Source organism: Spirosoma horti, from assembly GCF_054776595.1.
In genome coordinates this window covers 180,337-204,722 of the sequence record NZ_BAAHBQ010000004.1, presented here as the reverse complement: position 1 = coordinate 204,722, position 24,386 = coordinate 180,337, and the positions used below count along the sequence as shown (strand labels likewise).

General features: G+C 46.1%; 20 protein-coding genes. 10 read left to right on the top strand and 10 right to left on the bottom strand.

Annotation, left to right across the window (positions count from 1 at the left end; translation table 11 throughout):
• The first annotated feature begins 63 nt into the window (after window positions 1–63).
• Window positions 64–3,711, top strand: coding sequence for an ABC transporter permease/M1 family aminopeptidase (locus ACYVAM_RS12410; protein WP_461067383.1), 3,648 nt, complete (start codon window positions 64–66; stop codon window positions 3,709–3,711).
• 134 nt (window positions 3,712–3,845) lie between these two features.
• On the top strand, window positions 3,846–4,742 hold the full coding sequence (locus ACYVAM_RS12405) for a LysR family transcriptional regulator (protein WP_461067381.1): 897 nt from the start codon (window positions 3,846–3,848) through the stop codon (window positions 4,740–4,742).
• A 60-nt stretch (window positions 4,743–4,802) separates the two neighbouring features.
• Here the strand turns inward: ACYVAM_RS12405 and ACYVAM_RS12400 are convergent, their stop codons facing one another.
• Window positions 4,803–6,554 (bottom strand): DUF6044 family protein, encoded by a 1,752-nt coding sequence (locus ACYVAM_RS12400; RefSeq protein ID WP_461067379.1) that lies wholly within the window; start codon window positions 6,552–6,554, stop codon window positions 4,803–4,805.
• 106 nt (window positions 6,555–6,660) lie between these two features.
• Here ACYVAM_RS12400 and ACYVAM_RS12395 point away from each other — a divergent pair, with 106 nt between their 5' ends.
• The 3 genes from ACYVAM_RS12395 (at window position 6,661) to ACYVAM_RS12385 (ending at window position 9,420) form a co-directional block, all read left to right on the top strand.
• Window positions 6,661–8,217 (top strand): M28 family peptidase, encoded by a 1,557-nt coding sequence (locus tag ACYVAM_RS12395; RefSeq protein WP_461067377.1) that lies wholly within the window; start codon window positions 6,661–6,663, stop codon window positions 8,215–8,217.
• 127 nt (window positions 8,218–8,344) lie between these two features.
• Window positions 8,345–8,578: a DUF4834 domain-containing protein gene (locus ACYVAM_RS12390; RefSeq protein ID WP_461067375.1), complete on the top strand. Its 234-nt coding sequence runs from the start codon at window positions 8,345–8,347 to the stop codon at window positions 8,576–8,578.
• A 350-nt stretch (window positions 8,579–8,928) separates the two neighbouring features.
• Window positions 8,929–9,420, top strand: coding sequence for a hypothetical protein (locus tag ACYVAM_RS12385; protein WP_461067373.1), 492 nt, complete (start codon window positions 8,929–8,931; stop codon window positions 9,418–9,420).
• A 176-nt stretch (window positions 9,421–9,596) separates the two neighbouring features.
• Here ACYVAM_RS12385 and ACYVAM_RS12380 read toward each other — a convergent pair whose 3' ends face one another.
• Window positions 9,597–10,343 (bottom strand): hypothetical protein, encoded by a 747-nt coding sequence (locus tag ACYVAM_RS12380; protein WP_461067372.1) that lies wholly within the window; start codon window positions 10,341–10,343, stop codon window positions 9,597–9,599.
• A gap of 477 nt (window positions 10,344–10,820) precedes the next feature.
• Here ACYVAM_RS12380 and bla point away from each other — a divergent pair, with 477 nt between their 5' ends.
• Window positions 10,821–11,600 carry a BlaB/IND/MUS family subclass B1 metallo-beta-lactamase gene (gene bla, locus ACYVAM_RS12375; protein ID WP_461067370.1) on the top strand — a complete coding sequence of 260 codons (780 nt, stop codon included), beginning with the start codon at window positions 10,821–10,823 and terminating at the stop codon, window positions 11,598–11,600.
• A gap of 400 nt (window positions 11,601–12,000) precedes the next feature.
• On the opposite strand, the gene ACYVAM_RS12370 is transcribed toward bla, so the two are convergent.
• From ACYVAM_RS12370 to ACYVAM_RS12355, 4 genes are all read right to left on the bottom strand, one after another.
• Entirely contained in the window at window positions 12,001–12,954 is a 954-nt protein-coding gene (locus tag ACYVAM_RS12370) for a hypothetical protein (protein WP_461067368.1), read from the bottom strand.
• Window positions 12,955–13,170: 216 nt separating this feature from the next.
• Complete coding sequence (locus ACYVAM_RS12365) at window positions 13,171–14,007, bottom strand: alpha/beta fold hydrolase (RefSeq protein ID WP_461067366.1); 837 nt, start codon at window positions 14,005–14,007, stop codon at window positions 13,171–13,173.
• Window positions 14,008–14,117: 110 nt separating this feature from the next.
• A complete protein-coding gene (locus tag ACYVAM_RS12360; RefSeq protein ID WP_461067364.1) occupies window positions 14,118–14,912 on the bottom strand; it encodes an alpha/beta fold hydrolase in 795 nt (264 codons plus the stop codon).
• A 142-nt stretch (window positions 14,913–15,054) separates the two neighbouring features.
• Window positions 15,055–15,657, bottom strand: coding sequence for a Crp/Fnr family transcriptional regulator (locus ACYVAM_RS12355; protein ID WP_461067362.1), 603 nt, complete (start codon window positions 15,655–15,657; stop codon window positions 15,055–15,057).
• 202 nt (window positions 15,658–15,859) lie between these two features.
• Between ACYVAM_RS12355 and ACYVAM_RS12350 the strand changes: the two genes are divergently transcribed.
• Together ACYVAM_RS12350 and ACYVAM_RS12345 are read left to right on the top strand one after the other, a co-directional pair.
• Window positions 15,860–16,687: an alpha/beta fold hydrolase gene (locus ACYVAM_RS12350; protein WP_461067360.1), complete on the top strand. Its 828-nt coding sequence runs from the start codon at window positions 15,860–15,862 to the stop codon at window positions 16,685–16,687.
• A 350-nt stretch (window positions 16,688–17,037) separates the two neighbouring features.
• Complete coding sequence (locus ACYVAM_RS12345) at window positions 17,038–17,874, top strand: FkbM family methyltransferase (RefSeq protein ID WP_461067358.1); 837 nt, start codon at window positions 17,038–17,040, stop codon at window positions 17,872–17,874.
• A 150-nt stretch (window positions 17,875–18,024) separates the two neighbouring features.
• Here ACYVAM_RS12345 and ACYVAM_RS12340 read toward each other — a convergent pair whose 3' ends face one another.
• The 4 genes from ACYVAM_RS12340 to ACYVAM_RS12325 form a co-directional block, all read right to left on the bottom strand.
• A complete protein-coding gene (locus ACYVAM_RS12340; RefSeq protein WP_461067356.1) occupies window positions 18,025–18,384 on the bottom strand; it encodes a hypothetical protein in 360 nt (119 codons plus the stop codon).
• Window positions 18,385–18,408: 24 nt separating this feature from the next.
• A complete protein-coding gene (locus ACYVAM_RS12335; RefSeq protein ID WP_461067354.1) occupies window positions 18,409–18,639 on the bottom strand; it encodes a hypothetical protein in 231 nt (76 codons plus the stop codon).
• Between the two features lie 265 nt (window positions 18,640–18,904).
• Window positions 18,905–20,215, bottom strand: coding sequence for a WG repeat-containing protein (locus ACYVAM_RS12330; protein WP_461067352.1), 1,311 nt, complete (start codon window positions 20,213–20,215; stop codon window positions 18,905–18,907).
• Between the two features lie 362 nt (window positions 20,216–20,577).
• Window positions 20,578–21,447, bottom strand: coding sequence for an alpha/beta hydrolase (locus ACYVAM_RS12325; protein WP_461067350.1), 870 nt, complete (start codon window positions 21,445–21,447; stop codon window positions 20,578–20,580).
• A gap of 672 nt (window positions 21,448–22,119) precedes the next feature.
• On the opposite strand from ACYVAM_RS12325, the gene ACYVAM_RS12320 reads away from it, so the two are divergent.
• Both ACYVAM_RS12320 and ACYVAM_RS12315 read left to right on the top strand, forming a co-directional pair.
• Window positions 22,120–22,704, top strand: a complete 585-nt coding sequence (locus tag ACYVAM_RS12320) for an acetylxylan esterase (protein WP_461067348.1) — start codon at window positions 22,120–22,122, stop codon at window positions 22,702–22,704.
• Between the two features lie 41 nt (window positions 22,705–22,745).
• On the top strand, window positions 22,746–24,188 hold the full coding sequence (locus ACYVAM_RS12315; RefSeq protein ID WP_461067346.1) for a family 43 glycosylhydrolase: 1,443 nt from the start codon (window positions 22,746–22,748) through the stop codon (window positions 24,186–24,188).
• Window positions 24,189–24,386: the final 198 nt, after the last annotated feature.

Genomic DNA, 24,386 nt, shown 5'->3' with positions numbered 1-24,386 from the left:
TGTCGGGTCTGATAACTCGACACTCTGTCAAACTCGTTTCTCACTCCTACTACTAGCAACCCCATGTTCCTCGAAATCTTTAAATTTGAGTTGGCGTATCGGTTGAAAAGACCCGCTACGTATCTCTACGCTCTCATTCTTTTTCTCTTTACGTTTCTGTTTGTCATTTACGGAAACGGCCCCGCGTCGGAGAAAACGAACATAAATTCCCCTTACGCCATTAGCCAGTTTGTGGTTGTGCTGACCATTTTTGGCATGCTGGTAGCCTCGGCGGTGATGGGTGTACCCGTTTACCGGGACATCGAGCACAACACCAAAAACTACTTTTTCACCTTTCCCATTACCGAACGAGGCTATATTCTGGGCCGGTATATGGGCTCGTTTGTGGTCCTGTTGGGCATTATGGTTGTTGGTATGCTGGGCATTGCGGTGGGTTCGCTGCTGGGACCTGTTTTTAACCTGGCCGACAACACGGAGCGTTTCGGTCCCATCCGGTTTCGCGACTATGCGTATCCGTTCGTGCTATTTGTGGTGCCGAACATGTTTCTGGTGGGCAGCATTTTCTTTAGTCTGGTGGCCTTCTCGCGCCAGGTTTTTGCGACCTATGCCGGTAGTATTTTGCTGTTTATCGCCTACCTGCTTGGCTCTACGCTATCGCAGGATCTGGAAAACAAGCAACTTGTCAATTTGCTCGATCCCTTTGGGTCCTATGCCTACGATGCGGCTACAAAATACTGGTCACCGGTAGAACAAAATACCTTACTTGTTCCGCTGGAGGGCGATCTGCTCACAAATCGGCTGATCTGGTTTGGGGTGGCACTGCTGGTATTTGTGCTGACGCTGGTGCGGTTTAGCTTTCCGCGTTTCCTGGCCGTTAAACTGGGCAAGCGGGGGAAAGACGATGTGGTGGGGCAGGGCGTTCCATCCCTGGCGAGCCTGCCAACGCCAACGCCTGTTTTTCAAACGAGCACCTACGCCCGGCAGATGTTCCGTCAGGCCAGGATCGAGTTTGGGAACATTATCCGGGACCCCTATTTTATTGCCATTTTGCTCGGAGCTGTCCTGTTTTTGTTTCTGGATGGCTGGTTCGGAGTGGAGACCTATGGCACACCGTCGTTACCTACCACGTATGCCATGCTCGAAGCCCGCAACGGTACGTTTTTCTTCTTTGTGCTCATCGTCCTGATCTTCTATACGGGGGAGGTCGTTCACCGCGATAAGGTTGTTCATTACGACACCATTGCCGATGCGCTGCCCGTGCCTGACTGGATGAATTACGGAGCCAAGCTGCTGTCGATGATTTACATCTGCCTGTTGCTGTGCGCGCTCATTCTGGTATCCGGTGTCCTGAATCAGACGGTAAAAGGCTATTTCAATTATGAATTCCCGCTCTATTTCCGCGACCTGCTGGGCATCGCCTTCACACAATATTTCCAGCTGGTGATGCTGGCGTTTTTTGTGCATACGATGGTGAATCAGAAGTTTGTGGGGCACATTGTCACGCTTGCCGTCTATATTATTATCTGGGCAGTGCCGCAATTTGCCAACTTTAATTACAAGCTGGCGATCCCGTTTTCGGGCGGGGGCGTTCAGATCTCGGACATGAACGGCTTCGGGCATTATCTGGCTAGTATTGCGTCATTCCGGTTCTACTGGTATGCATTTGGTGGCCTACTGCTGGTGCTTGCCCTGTGGTTCTGGAATCGAGGTGCCGACACTAGTTTCAAAGCCCGCTGGCAACTAGCCCGCCAGCGAATGGGCCGGATTTCCGTAGCGCTTTTTGCGCTGCTTCTTCTCGCCTTTGTCAGTATGGGCGCCTGGATTTATACGAATGTGAGTGTAAAAAATCACTACTACTCTGTTGATGAACAGCGCGAGCGGCAGGCCACCTTCGAAAAGACATACCACAAATATGCCTATGTGCTGCAACCTAAAATCACCAGCGCAAAGGTAAACGTCGATGTCTATCCAGATGAGTTCAAGGCGCTTGCGTCGGGTGCATTTGTGATGGTTAATAAGGGCGACCAACCGATTGACTCCTTATACCTGACCATCCCGACCGATAATTTTCACCGGAAACTAACCAGGCTACTGGTCGATGGGAAAGCCCTGAAGTTGATCCTGAACGACACCGAGCTTGGCTACTATATTTACCGCCTGCCCAAACGAATGAACCCCGGCGACTCGGCTCGACTGGACATGAATGTAATGGGGCAGTACGTCGGTTTTTCTAACAGTGGCGATAGCCGGGATGTGGTTGCCAATGGGACATTTTTCAACGTCAACATCTTCCCTGGTTTCGGATATAATGAGGAAAACGAATTGACTAGCGATAAGTACCGGAAAAAATACGGATTGCCCATAAAACAGTGGACTTTACCCACTCAAAATGATCCACGTGGACTACGTGACTTTCTGTTTACCGACGACGCCGACTGGGTCACGTTCGAAGGGACCATTTCGACCAGCCCCGACCAAACGGCGATTATGCCCGGCGAACTGCTAAAAACCTGGACAAAGGCAGGTGCTGACGGAAAACCACGGAAATACTTTCAGTATAAACTTCCCGGTTTCTCCGACTATTTTTTCAGCATGTGTTCCGCAAAATATGGCGTTAAACGCGATAAATGGACCGGAGCTAATGGGCAAACCGTGGCGCTGGAAGTGTATCACCATCCGGGCCATGACAAAAACATCGACCGGTTTATCGCCAGCATGAAAGCGTCGCTGTCGTATTATACCAAAAACTTTGCGCCCTATCCGTACCCGGTATTGCGCGTATTGGAGTTTCCGCGTTATGCCTCCTTTGCCCAGTCGTTTCCGACCACGGTTCCGTATTCGGAGGAGTTCGGCTGGGTCGGTGACTTTCACGACCCCAGCAAAACGGACTATGCCTATTACGTGACAGCCCACGAGGTAGCGCACCAGTGGTGGGGCCATCAGATCATGCCCAGCCGGACGCGCGGGGCTAACCAGATCTCGGAAACGATGGCGGAGTATTCGGCTCTGATGGTGCTCAAGCAACGCTACAGTGCCGATGCGATGCCTAAGTTTCTGAAATACAGTCTGGATAATTATTTGCGTGGTCGGGCCAACGAAGATAAGTTCGAAGCCAATATGCTCGATAACGATACCCGGGCGTATGTCTGGTATCAGAAAGGGTCGATGCTGATGTACGCGCTTCAGGATTACATCGGCGAAGACCGGGTGAATAAAGCCATGAACGACTACCTGAAAGCGGCCCGGTTCCGTCAGAAAGCGCCCTTTACGACCTCACTGGAATGGTACGGTTTTCTGAAAGCAGCCACGCCCGACTCGTTGAAGCCCTGGCTCACGGATAATTTCGAGAAGCTAACGCTCTACGATAACCGCATTACCAAAGCAGACGCAAAGCCGCTTGGCAACGGGCAGTACCGAGTTACTTTACATGTTCGTACGGCAACGGAATACTATGACAAAGCGGGTAAAGAGCTTAATAAGGGCAAAGGCCCCGTTATTGCCGACATTGCGGTGCTGACCGACGACGGCAAAAATAAAGATGGCCTGACGACAAAGGTGCCTCTCCTGCTTCAGAAACGCAGCCTGCTCCCCGGCGAGCACGTGATTGTAGTGACCGTGAAAGGCAAGCCCGTAAAAGCCGGTATCGACCCCTACAACAAATTGATCGACCGTGTTTCGGATGATAACCTTGTGAAGGTCGATATGCTGTAAGGATTGGATGCATAACCACGCCGAACGGCCCGCTAGACAAAATAGGATAGCGGGCCGTTTGGGTAATAGTAATATAAGTCTGTATTTTGGCTTCGTAAGCTGGCTTAACCGGTTATTCAACGTTCACTAGTGCCATGCTCGATTTTCGACTGAATGTCTTTTACACCGTTGCCAAACGGCTTAGTTTTACCAAAGCTGCCGCTGAACTGTATGTGACGCAGCCCGCTGTGACAAAGCATATTCAGGAACTTGAACACCAATTTGGTACGGCGCTTTTCGACCGGCGGGGTAACCAGATCAGTTTGACCACCGCCGGAAATGTGCTGCTCGGTCATGCCGAAACCATTATGGGTGTTTACCGCCAGCTGGAGTTCGATATGAATGCGCTCAAGGGCGAGTCGGGGGGGACGTTGCGCGTGGGGGCTAGTACCACGGTGGCCCAATACGTGATACCACCCGTATTGGCCCGTTTTCGGGAGCAGTCGGCCGATGTTGCGATCTCGCTGGCGTCGGGTAATACCGAGCAGGTCGAGCAGCAATTACTCAATAATGACATTGATCTGGGCCTGGTGGAAGGCCGGACCCATCATAGCGATATTCGGTATACGTCTTTTGTGAAAGACGAACTCGTCCTCATCTGCCGGGCTGACCATCCGCTGGCCGACCGGGACGAGATTACGCTGGCGGAACTGCGAACGGTCCCCATCGTACTACGCGAACGGGGGTCCGGCTCACTCGAAGTCATCGAGCATGCGCTTCGTGGCGTCGGGCTGAAACTCACGGATTTGACCATCGACATGCACCTGGGCAGTACCGAGAGCATCAAATCCTATCTCGGTAGCTCGCGCTGTATGGCGTTTGTTTCCGTTTTTGCCGTACAGCATGAACTACAGGCGGGCAGCCTAAAAATTCTTGATGTACAGGGGCTATCAATCCAGCGAGACTTTTATTCAATTCAGCTTCAGGGTGTTAGTGAAGGGCTGGCCGACACCTTTATGCGCTTCGCCCGGCAACATTACCGGCGGGGATAGAGGTTTCGTTACGGCATTAAACCTATATGGTTTCTAAAACCGTACAGGTTTAAAAGAGCGCTAATTCACTTTGTAAAGCCAGACTTTCCAATAGCTTTCCGTATTCGTGAAAATGCTTTCCAGGTGGAGTCGGTTTTGGGCCGCATTGCCAATCGGCACGGCCGAAATAATATACTGGCCACCCAGTGCTTTTAACGCATCGGTGTTTAGTTGGAGGTGATTCAGTGCCGGATGCTGCGTTTTGCCAAACAGGTAATTCATGCCCAATTCGGCGGTATAGAGATACACCCGGCAGGCATACGCGTCGTAATACACGCGCATTTGATGGGTACCTTTTGCCAGTTCTTTCGCGATGATTTTCCGGAAGGCGTGTTTGTAAGGCAGAGGATAGTTATTCTGGTAACTATCCAGCGTGTAGAATCCGTTGAATTGCGCCACCGACGGATGCATGCCAAGGCAAATGACCCGATAGTCGGATTGTGGTCTGCCAATGTGGTTGCGAATCTGAGTGAACTGCTTTTCGGCGAAAAATGCCCGAAATGATGGATGTTGAGCTTCGGATACATAGCCTGTCAGTTTGCCCACGTTGATGCGCCACTCCTTGTTGGCAACAACCATAAGCATAAACTGCCCTACCAGAAAGAGGTATACCCAGCGGCTGTTGGCCCGAAATTGCCGCAAAGCCAGGGCGAAGAGGAAAAACCAGAGCGTTGGAAGCAGGAAATAAAACCGGTCGAATTGAAAGACCCGGAACTTGATGCCCAGTGAGCTATCGCCCAGCCAAACGACCCAATAGTGATAGAGCCCGTGAATCAGGCAGATAAGGCCCGCCAGAATAGGTAAGCCAATGAGCCAGTTCATGGCCTTTATATCCTGTTTTCGGTAGGCCCGCCACGCGCCCAATCCAGCGACAACCAGAATACCCAGCGTAAAGAAAGCGCCCGTATTGAACATGGGCCAGACAAATAAATCGGCACTTCGGCGGAGGCTGTCGGCGAGTCTCATCGAGCGCAACTGGCTGTAGTCGAACTCGACCCGTTGTGAGATGTATGTCTGGTTGATGAACCCATAAATCAATTCCCACTCGCTACCAACATACAACGCCGAAAGCAGAAATAAACCGACGACATAGCCCCAGTTGATTTGCCGCGCCCGAATCATCACGACCAACCCAAGAATGCCCAACGCAATACAAATAAATAAGCCTGCCCAGACAAAGAAAGAATAGAATGGGAAGAACAGAATAATGAGCCAGTCGCTCGGACGATCCTGTTTTTTCAAGAGGTTCAGAAAGGCGAACAGCAGCAACGGCTGCCCCGTAACCGAAGCGCCATGAACGATGTAACAAGGCACGAGCGCAAACAGAAAGGCGATGGCTACCCGGACGAGTGCCCAGTGCGTTTCGGGTAGAACATGCCTTTTTAGCAGCATATACATGCCCAGGAACCCAATGCCATGAACAGCTGTGAAGTTGACGACCTGCGCTGAATAGGGGGGGAGCAGGTAAAAAGAAAGCACTTCAAAATTGAGCCCCGTTCGGAAAGCAGAACGCGGAATGCCGCTAAATGAGGTAGCAGCATCGGGGCTGCTACTCATCATGTTCGGAATGAGGGTGTTCAAATCGAAGTTGAACGCTGTATTGGTGATCTTGAGCAGATATAGGTAGAGAAAATCGCTGTCCAGGTTATCGTGGATCGTCAGATGGGCACCTTCATTGAGCCAGACATACGGAAAAACGTAGAGCAGCAATAAACCAATGGCAATGAGAAGATACGTTTTTTCGGTCGTTGAGGTCGCGAAACGAGCAGGCATAAGGTCATAAAAAAGAGCAGCGAAAATACAGAAATTCGCTGACATCCCCGGAAGCGCAGGAAGCCGTTCAGGAATTTCGTACTTTTATACGGTCAACTTAAGCATCATGCGATCATCATTCATCATTCCTTTTTTTGCGGGCCTGCTCGTCGTTACCAGTTCGATGCAAGCGCAAAACCGACCCGTTAAAAGTACGTCTTCTAAGGTGAAGCTAACCAGCCCAGCCTCCCAATTGCCTGAATTCAGCCTATCTCGTGCCGAGGTTGAAGCCCATATTCGGTTTCTGGCATCCGACGAGCTGCAGGGCCGTAAAGTAGGTGAGCCGGGTAACTGGGTTGCGGCCCGCTACATTGCCGAACAGTTTCGGCAACTGGGGTTGAAACCTGCTGTTACGGTTGCCGGCAAGACTGATTATTTGCAGCCCATCGACCTGGAGCGCGTCAAGGCGGCCAGTTCGGCCACGATGCTGGTTGGAAAAGATACCCTGCATCTCGGCAAAGAACTCGTCGTAATGGCCGGTGGCCCGACCAACCTTTCGGGTGAGGTTGTCTACGTAGGGTACGGCCTGACGGATGGTGAAGATGGCTACAAAGGGCGCGATGTGAAAGGGCGTATTCTGGTCGCCCAGGGCGGTTCGCCGGATGCCAAAAGCCCCCGCGAAATCTTTGGCGCATCGGCCGCGAAACGTAAACTGGCGAGCGAAAAAGGGGCAGCTGCGCTTATTGAGTTATACAGCGAATCCATTCCCTGGGGGTTTGTCAATCAGTATTTCAACCGTGAGCAACTGTCTATTCCCGTAACCGCCGAGACGAGTGCGCCCATCGCGCATCTATGGGTCAACAACGCCAGCAACAAATACAAACAGCTTAAGGAAGCTGGCCAAACGATTACGCTCCAAACCTCGGGACGCCAGCGGACATCGGCCTTTTCGGCCAATGTAGCGGGGATTATTGAAGGCACGGATCCCAAACTTAAAGATGAATATGTTGTGCTGTCTGCTCACTTCGACCACATTGGTGTTGGCAAAGCGAGCGGAACCCCGTATTCGCCCGGCGATAGTATTTTCAACGGGGCGCGGGATAATGCCATGGGAACGGTGGCTATTTTAGAAGCGGCCAAAACGCTGTCATTGCAACGCCCCAAACGGTCGGTGCTGGTGCTGGCCCTGACGGGCGAAGAAGCGGGTACACTCGGAAGCCGCTTTTATGCCGAACACCCATTAGTGCCGCTCAAGCAGACCATTTTCGATTTTAACACCGACGGGGCGGGCTATAACGACACGACCATTGTATCCGTCATTGGCCTGGAACGGACGGGGACAAAAACCGAAATTGAAACAGCGGCCAAAGCGTTCGGTTTGGGCGTATTTGCCGAACCCGCTCCTGAGCAAGGCTTGTTCGATCGATCCGACAATGTTCATTTTGCGGCTAAAGGCATACCTGCTCCTACGTTTTCGGCGGGTTTCAAAGCGTTCGATGAAGCCATTGGTAAGTATTATCACCAGGCCATCGACAACCCCGAAAGTCTGGATTTTGGCTACACGCTGCGCTATTGCCAAGCCTACGCTTACGCGGCCCGGCTAATTGCCAATCGCGCAACGCGCCCTCAATGGTCGGCAGGAGACAAGTATGAAGCCGCCGGAAAAGCGCTGTACGGACAGTAGTCTCCTCGACCGATATGCTTTTATGAGGAGGCAGCCGATCCGGTTTATCCGGATCAAACGCCAATTATCACACCGGAAAACTAAACAGGTCATCCCAACGTTTATTCAGTATTAACAAGACTCTGCTATGCTGTTCAAATATCTGTTCATCATCACGATGGTTATCCTCTTCGTACCGCCGGTGCGTCGATTTGTGTTTTATCTGCTGGTTGGTCGTCAACTGGTGAAAGAGCAGAAAAGACAGGGCGATGTGCGGGGAGGTCGTCGGGAAGGCGAGATTCGGGTTGACAATACTCAGAGAAAAGACGGGAGCTACCCCTTCAAAGGTGGCGAATATGTCGATTACGAAGAAGTCAAGTAAGTTCTTTTCATACATGACAATGCCCGGCAGCGTAACATACGTTGCCGGGCATTGTCATGTATAGTGGGGTACCTCTGCGAGAGCGTACAAATTTCGTCATTTGCAGTTTCCTTCCATCCCTATCTACGGAGTTTGGCTAACTACCAAATCCTGAAATTTTACTGCCTCTCAAATTTATAGGCTGGAGCGATCAGGACTGAAAGCTACCGCTTTGCTGGGCCGCTGACACAGTCGGCGCACTCTAGAAGACAGGCTGATTCCACTTTTTATGTGATTTGCAATGTAGGAATAGCTTCAACCAGAGCGGACGGGTTTTCTTCTTTGATAAGCAGACCAAAAAGATTCACTGGATGGAAGCCACCTGTGCGGTTTGGGTTCGTTATGGCTCAACCGGTTATGAGGTAGTGTCTAGTCTTGGACATGGCATGGGTGGTGCTGACAAGCAACTGATTGAGGATCCTCATTCTCTACCAGAATGGACAGGTAAGCCGGCCAGAGGGGTTACTACAGCCAATAGTTTGAATAAGTCTACAACCCTGTTTAATATATATGGGATCCAACTATTCGGTGGTTTAATGCGTGCACATCAACTTTTCTACCTAGCTCACATTTCAGATCGAACTTGTTTAGTTAGTCTACTGGGTCATACTTTCACTGTTGTTGATGCTTTATTTAACGACGGCCTCTACACGCATCAACCTGTAACGACCAACTATAACGGGGTTTACTTAATTAATTTAGATTTTTACGGCATTGGCCGCTATCGTGAAGTGAGTTGTTTGTTACTAAAAAACGATCGAGTTTCCTTACTTGACTGGCACGAACTTCATCCTCGTTATTGAATAAAATAATGATGTAACTAGGCTATATCTTTTCTTCTTTCTTAAAGCATTTTCTTAACATAACCCAGGTGGCTGCTGCAAAAATAGTCCGTTTAATTTTGTTTCCACTCCAGCAATTCGCAGCCACCGACGTTCTAAAAAAAGCCGCATCAAGTAGGCAGTACGCAACTAATCGACTACCTGAATTTCAGATCGGTAATCTTTAGTTCGCTGTTCACAAGTGGTGAATCCGAGTCAGGATGAGCCGTTCTTATCGTATAGGCCGTTTGCTGGTTAACCAAGCCTGTTTGATCATACCTATAGCTGTAGTTGGTTTCGACTTCGCTGTAGCGCTGGCCCCCTGAAGCACTTAAGGACTCGGTCGTTTCAATGGTTTTAATTAACAGGTTTTGACTGGATCGACCCCATTGATATACGGGTTCGCCCAAACTGCCAACCGTTGGTAACCCCGCTTTAGTGAGATCATACGTATAGGTAGTTACTCGTCGTTGTGAAGCGTCCTTATAGACCTTTTTGACAATGTTCCCGTTTTGAATGGTTTGGTCGATCGTTGCATTGGGACCATCCTGACGATGAAGCAGATACCCATTCGAATCATAGGTGCACCCCTCAACGATGTTGCCTCGCTCATTCAACGTAAAAATATTGGGGAGCCAATTCCCATTCTTATCGCTTATCCCCTGGTTGGTAAATATCAACTTGTTCTCTTTATAGTCAAAGGTTAAATTGCCATAGTAAGAATAAGTATCGGTCGGCCGGTCAGGGTCTCTTGAGGTAATCCTGATGATTCGTCGCTGGATGTCATATTGATACGCGTCCTGATACCGACCCAGGTAATAGAATGGCCGGTGTTGAAATTGGATAGACTTAGCCGGTGACCAGTTGGGACCATCCGTATACCGTTCAGTAAGCTGTTGTATCAATAGTTTTTCATGAACAACAGCAACTGGCTCCTTTGAACAGGCGCCTATGACTAGGGACAAGCTAAGCAACCAAAAAAACGGTCGATGGGGCATGGAAGTAATCTAATTAAAAACGACTGGTGGATGAGATGCTTTTTTATACAATTAATGGGGTAGTAGTTCCGTTCCACTGTGCGGTAGCGGTCTCGTAGTCGGGAAAGTCTGGATGTGTTTGAGATGGATCTGCCGTGCTGATCGGGTATTGACTTCTGCAACAGCCAGCTCGTATATGTTAAGTAATACATTCTTTCAGGCAAAAACAAATACTGTCTGACAACTGTAAGACAGAGGACGAAGTCATAAGTAGTGGCATAGTCTGAAGCCGTATTTAGTCTGGATTTTCATAGTTTTGATTATTCCACAAGCCCTCATACAACACACTGACGTTTAAAAAATCATAACAGCCGTTTTGCGCACGGCCAATTTTAAAACAACCGAATGCGATTCCTCTCATTAGCCATAACACTTGCTTTCTCTTTGACTTCAGTTTATGGACAGACTAATCTGGATAGACTTAAAATTGAACACTTGATTGGCGATTTTTATGTCTATACGACCTATAACACCTACGAGGGAGACAAAATACCAGCGCATGGTATGTACCTGGTCTCTGATGATGGGGTTGCTTTGTTTGACACCCCTTGGGATACGACCCAGTTTCAGCCCTTGCTAGACAGTATCAAAACTAGGCACCATAAAAACGTGGTTATGTGCATTGCCACCCATTGGCATGGCGACCGAACCGAAGGACTTGAGTATTATAAGCAGCAAGGCATCAAGACATATACAACTTCTCGGACGGATGAGTTAAGTAAAAAGAACAACAAAAAGCGGGCTGAATTCTTACTGAATAAAGACACTACGTTTACTTTGGGGCAACACTCCTTTGAAACCTATTACCCGGGCGAAGGGCATACGCTTGACAATATAGTAGTATGGTTTAGTCAGGAAAAAATTCTTTACGGTGGTTGTTTGATAAAAGGGGCCGATGCGGAGAATTTGGGCTACTTGGGTGACGCCAATGAAGCTGAATATGAGACAACGTTAAAGCGAGTCAGAGAAAAGTGTCCCCATCCCAAGTTTATCCTGGTTTCCCATCACGACTGGAGGAATCTGAACTCGTTAAAAAACTCAATAAAATTGGCTAAGCGACTGCGAGCAAAAAAAACACGAGCGATGGGCTTCTTCATGTTTAATGGCCGAAGTAAATCGCTTTGATAAAATCAACGCATTCCAAAAGTTCGATTCCGGTTAAAGTGCTAAGTGAACGCTGTCAATAGTATTCGCCTTGGGTGTATGATCCGTTAGCGACAGGCTGCAAACATAGTATTCCTTAAACAGCTGTCGGATCCGTTTCTTAAAGCGCCCCATTATTGAAGCATACACATGAATGCCCCTACGTCTCAATCGGGAGCGTCTTAAGTGATTGAGAACCCAGGAGTATTAAGCATGAAGGTTCATACTTTGGCCACTATAACGTCAGATTATACTATACCAATTACTACTATCTTAAGCGTTGAAAATTTCGCTGTCACAGGTTCCAGGTGATGATTTCTTAGGCTGATTCTTTTTAAAGAGTGCAGAATTATTAGTAAACCTGGTGGATGTTTAACGGGTTTTATTTTTCAAGAACGTACATTTTCTTTACATCATAATCCCAAACCGTTTTGTACTGATCGAAAAAGCGGTATCCAAAGCAGATATAGTTGGCCTCTGTGATTTGCATTCCCTTTCTAAATGGAGCTGTTTGTTCAAGGCTGTAGGGCGCAATACCTTTAAGACTTAATTTAAGGCTTCCGTTTATAACTATGTTATTAACATCGACCGTCGAATCATCGTAGCCATTTTTCCCGGCGTCAACCAATAGCTTCTTCTTTTTTAGAACTTTCGCTGCCTGATCCTCCAATTGGATCAAACCATATTGCCCGGTATCAAATGAGCCAAGCAGGTCAACCCCTCCGATCTTTACGCGAACCATCGGGTGATTGGAAAGCCTCCTGGTTTCAAAGTTGAGAACTGCCAATACTTTCTCACCTTTCAAGAAGTCCTTTGACCGTTTTCTATCCTCAGTGACTTTATAAAAAGTGAGCTTTCTTTTTACATAATCAAGTTTAAAAAGATACCCTTTGAAAAAATCATGTCCTATATACCCAATGCAATCAGGGGTGATGTGATCCTGAAGGAAATCAAGATTAGCACTGGTAATATTCAACAGGTTACGATAAGTAAGGCCGTTCTTAAACTTAACTTCAGCAATGGTGTCGTTAATGTTTGATATAAATGATTGCCCGCTTCCAACCTGTCCCTTACTTACCGCTCGTTTACCCGGTAAGTTTACTACGTTGTCGTTAATTTCAATGTAGCACTTATTGCCGGTATCGAACATAAATTTTCCCTTAATGCCATTTACCTCTACCGATACAAAAGGGAAAGCGTCAACAAGTGTCAATGGGAATATGATACTATCCCCTTGGAGTTCGGGCCCATGTTGGAATGCCGGTTCTGAAGGACGTTGCGCTACAGCTCGTAGACTAGTGATGCTTAACAAAAAAAGTAAAATTGTCTTTTTCATGTGATTGTCTGGTGGTTATCGACCGTATCTTTAGTTTGCATTTTAATTTTATTTACCTGATAATCAGTTCTGTAGGTTCAAAAGGTACGCTCTAAGAGTACAGACTGCTGCTGATGAAATAGGATTATCAGAACTAATTGAACACTGTCAATTTGAAACACATCGGGCACAAGCCTATTTAATAGGCGTATGCCTGATGTTGATTTAATGCGTGCTTTATGATATGGCTAAAAAAGAATTAACTTCTTTAACAAAGTCCTGGCTATGTTGGAAAAGTGCGCCATGACCTGAATCACTCCATAGGATGAGTTTTGAGTTGATTAGGTACTGTGATAGCGTGAAAGAATTGATAGAAGGCACAATCAAATCATTGGTGCCGTTTACTATCAAAACAGGTTGTTTAATATGGCGCAGTTGCTTGTATTCCGGATCTTTTTCATACCCATAGGTAATGATAGCTGTTGCCTGTGCATTTACCGTTGCTCCGGTCGTAGGTGTATCACGGCTCTCTTTTCTTAATTGCAGACGTTCTAAGAATTGTTCGCCAGCTTCTACACCATTATTTGTTTTTGTGAAAAATATATTTCGCAGAACTTTGGCAGGGCCATCCGACATACCTGCGGTTACTACGTTCACAATTTCGGTTATTCCTTCACTACCTTTCGGGCCGGTACCTGCCAGAATTACTTTGCTAATCAATTCAGGATATGTTTCTGCTAGGTTTTGTGCAATAAAACCGCCTAATGAAAAGCCAAGCAGATATACTTTTTCTAAACCTAATGCCTTAATAAACTCATAGGCATCATTGGCCATTTCTGCTACAGTAGCAGGAGTTTCGCCTTCGCTGCTACCGACGCCCTTGTTATCAAATAATAGGATCGGGTATGTTTTAGCCAATTCATTGGTTAGGGCCGGATCCCAATTATCTAACGTACCGGTAAAGTGTTGCAAGAATACAATAGGTATGCCTTCTTGCCGTCCAAATGAACGATAAGCGAATTTTACACCTTTTACATCGATAAATGTAGTTGGCACTGTTTCTTGAGTAAGCATATTGATGTTATTTTTTTAAATGAAGTGACATTTTTTGTCTTTTATAATCTGTCTTCTTCTCGTTGGAAGAAGACAGATTATAAAATATTTTTTTGCTGTTAATCAGGCTATTACTTGCTTTCTGTAATCAGTATGGTGGCCAGTTTATCCGGCATAGAAATGAACGGCGTATGGCTGCTTTGCAGCGTATACACGTTAGTAACTTTGCTATTTTTTACCATGTACTGTTGTGCAGGATAACTGATCGCATGGTCATTTTCTGTGTGGATATACACCTTCCTGATGCTGCCAAAATTCTTTTCAGTTAAATGTACCGGTGTAGCAAGAGGTACCAGTGGTTCGGCTTTAATAGTGGCTGCAATATATTCCTGAACCTGCTGAGGGGCATCAGCCGCGAAAATATCCGCTACCCCTTCTTTCGCAATTATTGCGGCACCATGCTCCTTATCGACTGTAAGGAACTTGCCGATATGAGATGCCGGGTCACCTTTTGCAAGGCCTAAAAGGCTGTCGCCATCATGCGGAAGTGCTGCTGCCAGATAAATCAGTTTTTTGATTTGTGAAGGGATTTCTTCGGCAACCTGGCTGATCACCAGTCCGGCAAAACTATGGCCCACCAAGACTACATTGGTGCGGGTGCCGATAGCTGCTTTTACCTGGTCAACATAAGTTTGCAAGGTGATACCAGCAAATGAAGTAGTATCTTTTCCATGGCCTGCCAGGTTAACCGTAATCACCTCGTCGCCCTGGGCCTTTAACAAAGGGGCTACTGCATCCCACGCCGATGCATCTGACCAGGCGCCGTGAACAAGTACGACAGTTTTAGAATTTTTGCTGGTTGTGTTTTGGGCCTGAGCAGTAAAACCTAGTACACTCATTGCCATTGCTATTATTGCTGTTTTCATGATTTGTGGTGCCTAATTGTTTAGGACACCACAAACCTCGGGCTAAGCCGGGGCAATAAGTTTAACCCAGGTTAAAATCGAAAAACCCGCTAAAAAACTTGTTTAGCGGGTTTAAGTAGGCATAGCCAGAAGGTGACGAGTTTTACTTTCCAACCATTCGTTTACGAATCCGGCTCAAGGATGGTCCCTGGATACCCAGGTAAGAGGCAATATGATAAAGTGGTACCGAATTAAAAATAGTTGGATGTTTCTCCATCATTTCCCGGTAACGGTCTTCTGGTGTCTTAAATAAAAAACCTTCGGTATTGGTCATAACTTCATGAAAAGCCGTTTCGGCAACAATCCTTCCAAACCGTTCCCACTGGTGCGATTGCCCATAAAGTTCATTCAGATGATCAATATGTATATATAGTATATGCGAGTTAACCATAGCCTCCGTGTAATAATCGCAGGCTGTTTGGGCTAAAAAACTTTTATAGGAGGCTACAAACTGGTGATTGGTAAAGAACAGCATGTTCTTTTCTTCACCCGTATCATTATTTACCCGGTATATTCTGAATACCCCGTTGATCACAAATCCAAGGTGCTTACAAACATTTCTATATTCATTATAAAACTCACCTTTCTTATACTGCTTTGATTGCCAGTACGGTAATGACAGGTCAAATACTTCCGGTTTCATACCGGCAGATCCTAAAACCGTTCGTAATAAGTCGATCTCTGCTTCTGCTTTATTTTCCAACATGCTATAAAAATATAAATTTTTTAGTGAAATCGATTATCGACATCTTCCGGTAACCTAGTGCATCGTCATTACTGATAAATCACCGTATGGGTTGCTTTATAAGGGCTGCTTGGCATTATTTTCGATTTTAACCTGGGTTAAACTTATTGCCGCAGCCTAGCCCGAGGTTTGTGGTGTCCTAAACAATTAGGCACCACAAATCATGCACAAACTTATCTTACTCTTGCTTTCTGTAGCTACGGCTACTATCCTGTTCACCTCTTGTTCAAAAAAGAATGATGACGTGAAACCCGTTGCTAAAAATTATGTGTTGGTACACGGCGCATGGCAGGCTCCTTACGTATGGGATGCCGTAAAAGCCAGCTTGATTAATGAAGGCAACAATGTGACCGTTGTAGAACTACCTGGCCACGGCAGCGATCAAACTGTTCCCTCAACCTTAACGTTGACCAATTACAGAGACAAAGTTCTTGATGCAATGTCAAGAGTAAATGGCAAAGTTATACTGGTAGGCCATAGCTTAGGCGGTATGATCATTTCTGCCGCTGCCGAGCAGAATCCGTCAAAAATTGAAAAACTTGTCTATCTCGCAGCTTATCTGCCATCTTCCGGACAATCCTTACTGTCTCTTGCTGGTACCGACGCCGGCTCAGCACTTGGTGACTCCGTTAATCATGTTGCTATACTTACCCAAAATGCTAACGGAACTCTTGATGTGTTACATGACCAGATTACGAACGTCTTTATCCAGGATGGTTCTGTTCAGGTAAAAAATCTTGTTCTACAAAATTATCGCCCTGAACCAGCCATTCCGTTTACCAATCCGGTTATATTAACTGCTGCTAATTTCGGCTCTGTTGAGAAGGTTTATATTAAAACCTTACAGGATCGGGTGGTTTCTCCGGGCTTACAAGACAGAATGATCGCATCTGGAAACGTGAAAACCGTGTATCAATTAAACACCAGCCACTCTGCATTCTTAGCAAAACCAGATTCGGTAGCCATATTGTTAACTAGAACAGGACAATAACTTAGCTGGAAAGAATTCAATATAACAATTAAAAAGGCCGTCTCATAAGTCAGTTATGAGACGGCCTTTTAGTTAGGAACCAATCTTATACCCCTCAATTATTCAGTTTGGCCATTAAAGGAGCTACAGTGGAAGAAATGGCTCATAAGCTTTCACGAATTGAATGGGAGATGATGGGCTTAGTCAGTAATGATCAAAAATGTAAATAGATTGCAGAAAAGATATCAACAAAAACAAGGAAATTGGCCCTAGCTTAACATGAAAACACGTATATAACAGATGATTTATCTGATGTAACAGTTTGTTCTAAGATCGAAAAGCCAGTCCTTTGTATTCAAACTGATTGGCTTATGCTCAACTATCTAAAAGAATCGTTTGCTCGCAAGAAGGCAAGACGTGTCACTAGCAAATACCCTCACGAAGTAAATTCTTTTCAATTGACGACCGAAGGATTGGTCGAGTTTGCTAACTGGAAAAATCCACTGATACCAGCTAAATCGATTTCCCAGGGAGAAATTAACTTCTTCCGCCAGCTAGCTCCTTTGGGAAGCTTTTGTATCGATGTAGGTGCCAATATTGGCGATACAACTGTGCCAATGGCAATAGCGGTTGGCAGAGAAGGATTAACATTAGGTTTTGAACCTAATCCTATGACTTACGAAATCTTAGAGGCTAATGCACAACTGAATAAGTCAAAGAGTAACATTGTTCCCTTACGTTATGCCGTTACTGAAGAAGAAGGAGAATTTATCTATTCATCCTCTGAAGCGTCTTTTGGTAACGGGGGTGTTTCCAGTACTGAACAAGAAGCCGATCAACATGGTAAGTTTAAACTGCAAGAGAAGGTACAAGGGATCAATTTGTTATCCTTTCTAAATCAATATTACCAAGAGTACTTACCAAAACTATCCTTCATTAAAGTTGACGTTGAAGGTCATGACATTGATGTCATACGGTCAATATCATCCTTGATTGATCAGTACAAACCTGCTCTAGTCGCTGAGTGCTTTTCCGAAGCAACTCTTGATGAGCGAATGGAGCTCTATAAGATTGTGGCCGAACACAATTATAGCCTTTATTACTTTGGCGACTTTGACGAAAATACGGAGGTTATTAAGCTTTCACCCCAAGATATGAATCGCTGGAAAAATTTCAATTTCTATGCTGTCTCTAATGAAAAGCTATAAGTTTTAATGTCTTTATAAAAGGTTAACTATACAACAGGTCTAGGTAAAGTACGACGAGCTGATCCACAGTAAGTTAGTACTATTCCTAGACCTGTTGTATAACTAGGACTATGTAAAGAGACTAATCTAAGAAATGCCTATTAACATCTGCTAATCACAATCTTGAGTTAGTTCAACTATTTCAGTTTCTAGTTGTCTGATTAAATTACGACAAGTATTCAATACATCCTCTTTGTAGAAAGTCTCGAAGTTTTCTGTTTTAATATCTTGCTTGGCTAACTGTTCTTTTGCCCAATAATCCCGCTCTGGTCCAATTGCTAAATCGTCGGAATCAGAATCGATAAGAGTAAAAAGTTGAAAGTCGTCTTGCCTATTTCCGTCAAATTTGTGACTAATCCATGACAAGGACCGCGAGCCATTAATAATTCCTGTTTGGCTGCTCAATATGTTACTAGCTATAAAAATTACTTCTTTATATAGTAGCAATTTCTTCTGCTTGTCATCGGTCATTTATGTTATATAAGTGGCATTATGTTAGGCTGGGTCAACCGACCGGCAAAAAGCACCAATCTCAGTAAACTGGCTGATTATCTCACTAGCTTTTTCATCATTTTCAACGGCGAGTACAAACGGTTGCTCGTCCAAAAGGATATGCGTGCGCTCGTGAGCCTCTTTTAAGCCCATTTCAAAATGCTCTTGAAACAGCTTAGTTGATGATATCTTACGGTAGCCATATTGCCAGCCGTAGAACTCTATATAACGCATTTTCCTATTGTATAATCTCGATTATGTTAAGTACTACAGAATGTATGACAAAAACAAACCCTATATAACAACTTTAAGACAGATGGCAAAGTCACAAGTAGGCTAGGGAAACGGTATTTCACATAACGCCCATTTTGAGAAGTCTACTTGAACGTTTATGCGTCTCATGTCGGAGCAGTTACTGAGACATTGTTAATAGGGATTAGGTGAACACTTCAGCGCGGGCTGTCCCATCGAGATCGTCAACATACTTACTGTTGAATGGCTAATGCCTGGGCAATTTCACCCTAAACTTGCTACTTAACTCGTTGACCAGACTGCTGAGCCAAATAAAAATAAGCAGGCCAGCAATAATAAACAGCGCTTTCAGCTTAAAGGAGAAGCCTACGAATTGCGCCTGACCGTCCAGTGAGAGTTCATACCGAAGCCAGTAGCGCTCAACAATTGTCGTTACACGGTCAAAAGGGAATGCTTCGTCGTAGATGAGTGGAATAATCAACCGGTTACTCGTATCGATAAAGCCATATTTGTCCTTCATACGAACCATGGAGAGGCCATGCTGATAATACGAAGCAAAATCATACGTCAACGGCGTGCGTACCTTGCCCGACTTGTCGATATGGCCGAACTTACCATGAATGGCCACGGCTGACCTATCTTCGGCTGTAAAGCCGGTCGCTTCATCGTACAAATGGGGGATGCGCAGCTTACCCGTTTTGTCAATACAACCCCATTTCCCCTTCTTTTTGACCCAAAATAGGCCGTTGGTTGGCTTGCGGGTATCGGTATAGTAAAAGGGAACGATCAATTCGCCTGTTGAGGGACTAACGTAGCCGTACTTATTCCCATACTGCACCCGTTGCATGCCCTGACCTGAATAGGTGTAGTCAACATCAATGGCATCGAGGGCCACAGGAACTTTCAGCACCAAATCACGGTCGATGATGCCAAATTTTTCCTGGTATTTAAACGGAGTAACGTGCTTGGATCGCTGGATCTGCTCAGTGACAAAAGGGGTAAAATTGAAGTTGAGAATAAAGAAGTTAGCCCCTCTCCACCACAGCACATCTTCGTGGGTGTCATGGTTACATTCAAAATTGATCGTTGAGTTGCTAATTAGATAGTCGTTTGAATAGTGCTGAATAGGAATCTTATATATCTCTTTTCCGGTCCGATCAATATAGGAAAGTCCGTAATGTGTGTCAGCGGGGTAAATGACCCAGGTTTTGCCCTGGCGGAACTGATCGGTGGAAATGTATTTAGGTTCGACGATGACCTTCCCTTGTTTATCGATAAATCCATGCAGTCCATGCCCTTGCTGATTGAGTTGCATGGGGACAAACTCGGCCAGTCCTTCTTCGAAATTCCCAATGTCGCGGTAGGCTGGGGTTAGTTTACGTCCGTTTTTGTCAGTCAGGAAGGTTTGGTAGTCACGGCACGACTTAGTAATCTTTTTGACCACATAAACCTCACCATAGTCCTGGCATTCATCGAATTCGGTCAGCCAGGCCTCATTAGGTGAGGTGTTGGTCTGGGCCAATATTCTGGCCGATGGCAAGAGTAAAGAAAGAAGCAACAGGTTTCGAAAAGCAGTAAGAGGAGTTAGACGTTGGTTTAGAACCTCTTGCTGCCTATTTATATTACGCCAGACACCACTGAAGTAATTTTGGAGCATACACGTTGATTAAGCAAAGAGACTGACTATTTTAGTTAGATGTCGTGCCGTTCCAGATTCCATAAAGTTACATTGGTAAATGTAGACTAAAGATTCGTTGGGGAGCAATGTAATTAGCTGATCGATGCATTTACAAGTGCTCGATAGGGGAATAGATCAGTGGTTGCTTCCTACGTTGTTCATATTAATAATCGCCCAATTCGAAAAGCTAACTAATACGTGAATCCACATCTTTCTATTCTAGGAGCCTTTTTTGAGAATCCTTAGTGATGCATTTTCCAATCCTTGAACATGAAACGTAGCGCATCGAAATAAGCCACAACGGGTTCGGTCATGTGCGTTTCGCTGGGGTAATGCTTATACAGATAAGTCAGGCGTTGTAGCTTTTTTTTAGCCAGTGTGGCCTCCAACTTTAGTAAATGCTTGTGAAAAAACGAATTAGGCCCCCCTTCATTTCCGTCACTAATAAAAAGCCGCTTGTTTAAGGCTGAACCGGTTTTCAGTTTTTCATCGGTCATCTTCAACACATACTCCTTGTCCCACCAAAGCGAGGGACTGACGGCCATATAGGCATCAAACAGATTGGGATGGGTCAACAGACAATTCAGCGATGCAAGGCCCCCAAAAGAGTGCCCGGCCAAAATTTTATAAGCCGCGGTTGGGTAGGTTTTCTCTATCAGGGGCATCAATTCGGTCGCCATGAATTGTAAAAATTTTTCGTTGCCCCCACTGCCTTGATACGCACTAGTATCGGGTTTGCCCTCATAATTCAGGACGCTATGGCTTGGGGTTAGGTCTCGGGTTCGTTTGGTGTTGGGGATACCAATGACGATTGTCTGGGGCATGGCCATCACATCGGGCCGAGAAAGATAATCGACGTACTGAGCAAGCAGTTCAAAATGATTGTCACCATCCAGTACGTATAAGACGGGAAATCGCTGGTTTCTATTGGTGGAGTCCAATTTAGGGCAATGCACATACACTTTACGCTCTTCGTTCAGTAGCTGGGAGTGCATTCTCACCACCTCGCTGGCTGAATAGCTATAGGGCTGCGTAGACTGGGACTTTGCCGGTGAAGCGACAACCATAAGCAGAATCGATAGCCATCGAAAGGAATACAGCAACAACTTCATTGGGTAAAATTTAACGAATGATGGCCTCGAATTTTTGCCTGACCACTACCGGATTAGGGCGTGCTGTTGTGGCGATATTCGGAGTGGTATCAGCCCAAATATAGCCTTAAAAGCTCGATAGAAGACGACGGCCGACAAAGATCGGTTAGCCACTTCAATAAAAAGCTGTGGCTGTGGGCCGTGCTTATTGTATCCATAGACGTCTCTTATTTAGTGAAGTGTCGCCCGTATGAATTAGGCACTTGAGAAGGGCTATAATTTGGGGCGTATATCGCTTTGCTATACAATCTCTTTAAACGCAGAAATTAATGAGCAGGTACATAAACACTTCTTCGTCTTATTTGGAAGCCTTTTAGGAGATTCCTACATGTATTTATACCTGCTGGGTTGAGAGTCGTGTAATCAGGCAACATAGGTAAGCCACTACCGCTTCTTTGAGTAGGTTTGTCTAAACTACGCTTCATGTAGAAACACGGATCCTTACTCAGGAAATCTGCTATGAACAGAAAACGCAAACCCTTGTTGCCGGTTATAGCTTTTGTCATTTTATCAGCCTCACAACTAAGTGGCCTTACTGCCTTTGCCCAAGGACCGGGTCCTGGACAAAGATTACCCCTTCCGCCTATACCTATAAAAGGCGATACGACACATACCCTATCCAAACACTTTATAATGGCCTCTGCAGCAAAAAAAGCACCGGATGCCAAGGGCTTTATTCAACGTTGGCTTGTGCTGGAACCTGTAAAGAAAGATATTGTCAGGAATAACATTTTCACCGATAACTACCTCAGAACAACTTTTTCGGCCGATAATTTTTCCAGCGATTACGCCACAGTTCCCAAAAATGGCCAAACGGTAAACGTGGGAAACCAGGGACTCAAGTGGTATGCGTTGGACAGCAAGGCGTTCAACTTCAATTTATACCATTTTACCTACGCCATTAACAAGCCAAAATTCGGAATATTGGTCTGGCTTGTCACGGTCATCGATTGCCCTGAAGAAATCCAAAACGTCAGGATGGCTGCCGGATGTAATTCCGGTAGCATGTGGTGGTTGAATGGGCAAGAAGCCTTGATGCTGTCCGGTGACAGGGATATGATTGCCGATAATGGTACATCGGCACGTTTAACGCTTAAAAAGGGGAAGAACATCATCCGGGGGGCCGTCATCAACGGACCGGGTATGGCTAATTTCTGTGTCCGTTTTTTAGATGAAAACGGATCGCCCGTAAAAAATCTCAGTATACGTTACGAATAGTAGGTGGTAGTCTGTTTAAGCTGATTAAAACAAATTAGTACATGAAACGAATGAACGTAACCGGCCTGACAACGATATTAGTTTTATGGATAACACAAACCGCTCTAGCCCAGATTGGAAGACCATTTATCCATGATCCCTCAACTATTGCTGAATGTGACGGCAAGTATTACACCTTCGGCACAGGCGGTGGCGGATTAATTTCCAATGACGGCTGGACATGGCATGGGGGCGGGGTGAGACCGGGTGGTGGAGCGGCTCCTGATGTTCTCAAAATTGGTGATCGTTACCTGGTCGTTTATGGAGCAACCGGTGGTGCGGGCAACCACAAAGGAGCTATTCTTACCATGTGGAACAAGACATTAGATCCAAAATCGCCCGATTTTAAGTATTCTGAACCGGTTGTGGTGGCTACCTCGGATGGCTATGAAGAGAATGACGCCATAGACCCCGGTGTTCTGTTAGATCCTACTACCGGACGCCTTTGGCTAACCTATGGCACCTATTTTGGCTACACTCGCCTGATCGAATTAGATCCTAAAACAGGAAAACTCAAGGCCGGAAATAAACCTGTGGATGTCGCCATCGTCTGTGAAGCCAGCACGTTAGTCTATCGCGACGGTTGGTACTACTTACTTGCCACACATGGCAGTTGTTGCGATGGGGCCAACTCGACCTACAATGTGGTGGTGGGTCGATCGAAAAAGATAACCGGTCCTTATGTGGATAATGTAGGCAGAAGCATGTTAGAAGGGGGTGGTAAGATGGTGGTGGCTACCCGAGGAGGGTTAATAGGCCCCGGGCATTTTGGACACATCCTGTTAGAGAACGGAGTTGAAAAAATGTCTATCCATTATGAAGCCGATTTAGAGCAGGGTGGGCGAAGCGTATTGGGCATTCTTCCGGTGGTTTGGAAAGATGGCTGGCCTGTTGGAGGAGAAAAGTTTAAAGAAGGTACGTATGAAATCGAATCCGTACGAAGAGGATATGGACTAGAGTTGGCCGTTGATTTTACCAGAATGGCCGTTGGGCCACGGGGGTTTGGTCAGCCCAGCAATGACCCCATAAAACCCGTTCAGGCTCAGCAATTAGACGATGTAGTGAAAAACTGGCCAACCGGTCCTATTACCTTGAGAATAGGGGACTACATGTCCCGTCCCCATCAAAAATGGACGATCACCGATGCAGCTGATACGACCGGCTATTTAGGTGGGCCCTATTATAAAATTGTACTAGCCGGAACCGATCGGGCCTTAGCGGCCACGCCTGATGCCGAAGTACTCACCGTACCGGCATTTACCGGCACACCCGAACAGTTATGGCGAATCGATCAATTGACGGATGGCACCTACCGAATAATGCCCAAGATCATACCGAATTCGGCAAAGAAGTTAGTGCTGGTATCTTCTGGAGACAGCACACCGACCTTGGCAGAATTTGATTTTAACAGCGATAATTCGAAGTGGAATTTCAGGGCTCACTAAGGATATTCATCACACGACTGATGCTGTGAGGATGGCCTATTTTGTTACTCATTTCATCATTCTGTTCGTTGCTGAGTATTTGATAACGCTTGTAAGGAGGGTTAATTGAACCGTAGAACCCACGCCAGTTGATTGCCAGTAGTCTCCGGGCGTCTACCGTGTAATCAGGAATCCGGGTGTTACTTTAAAGAAAGGCGG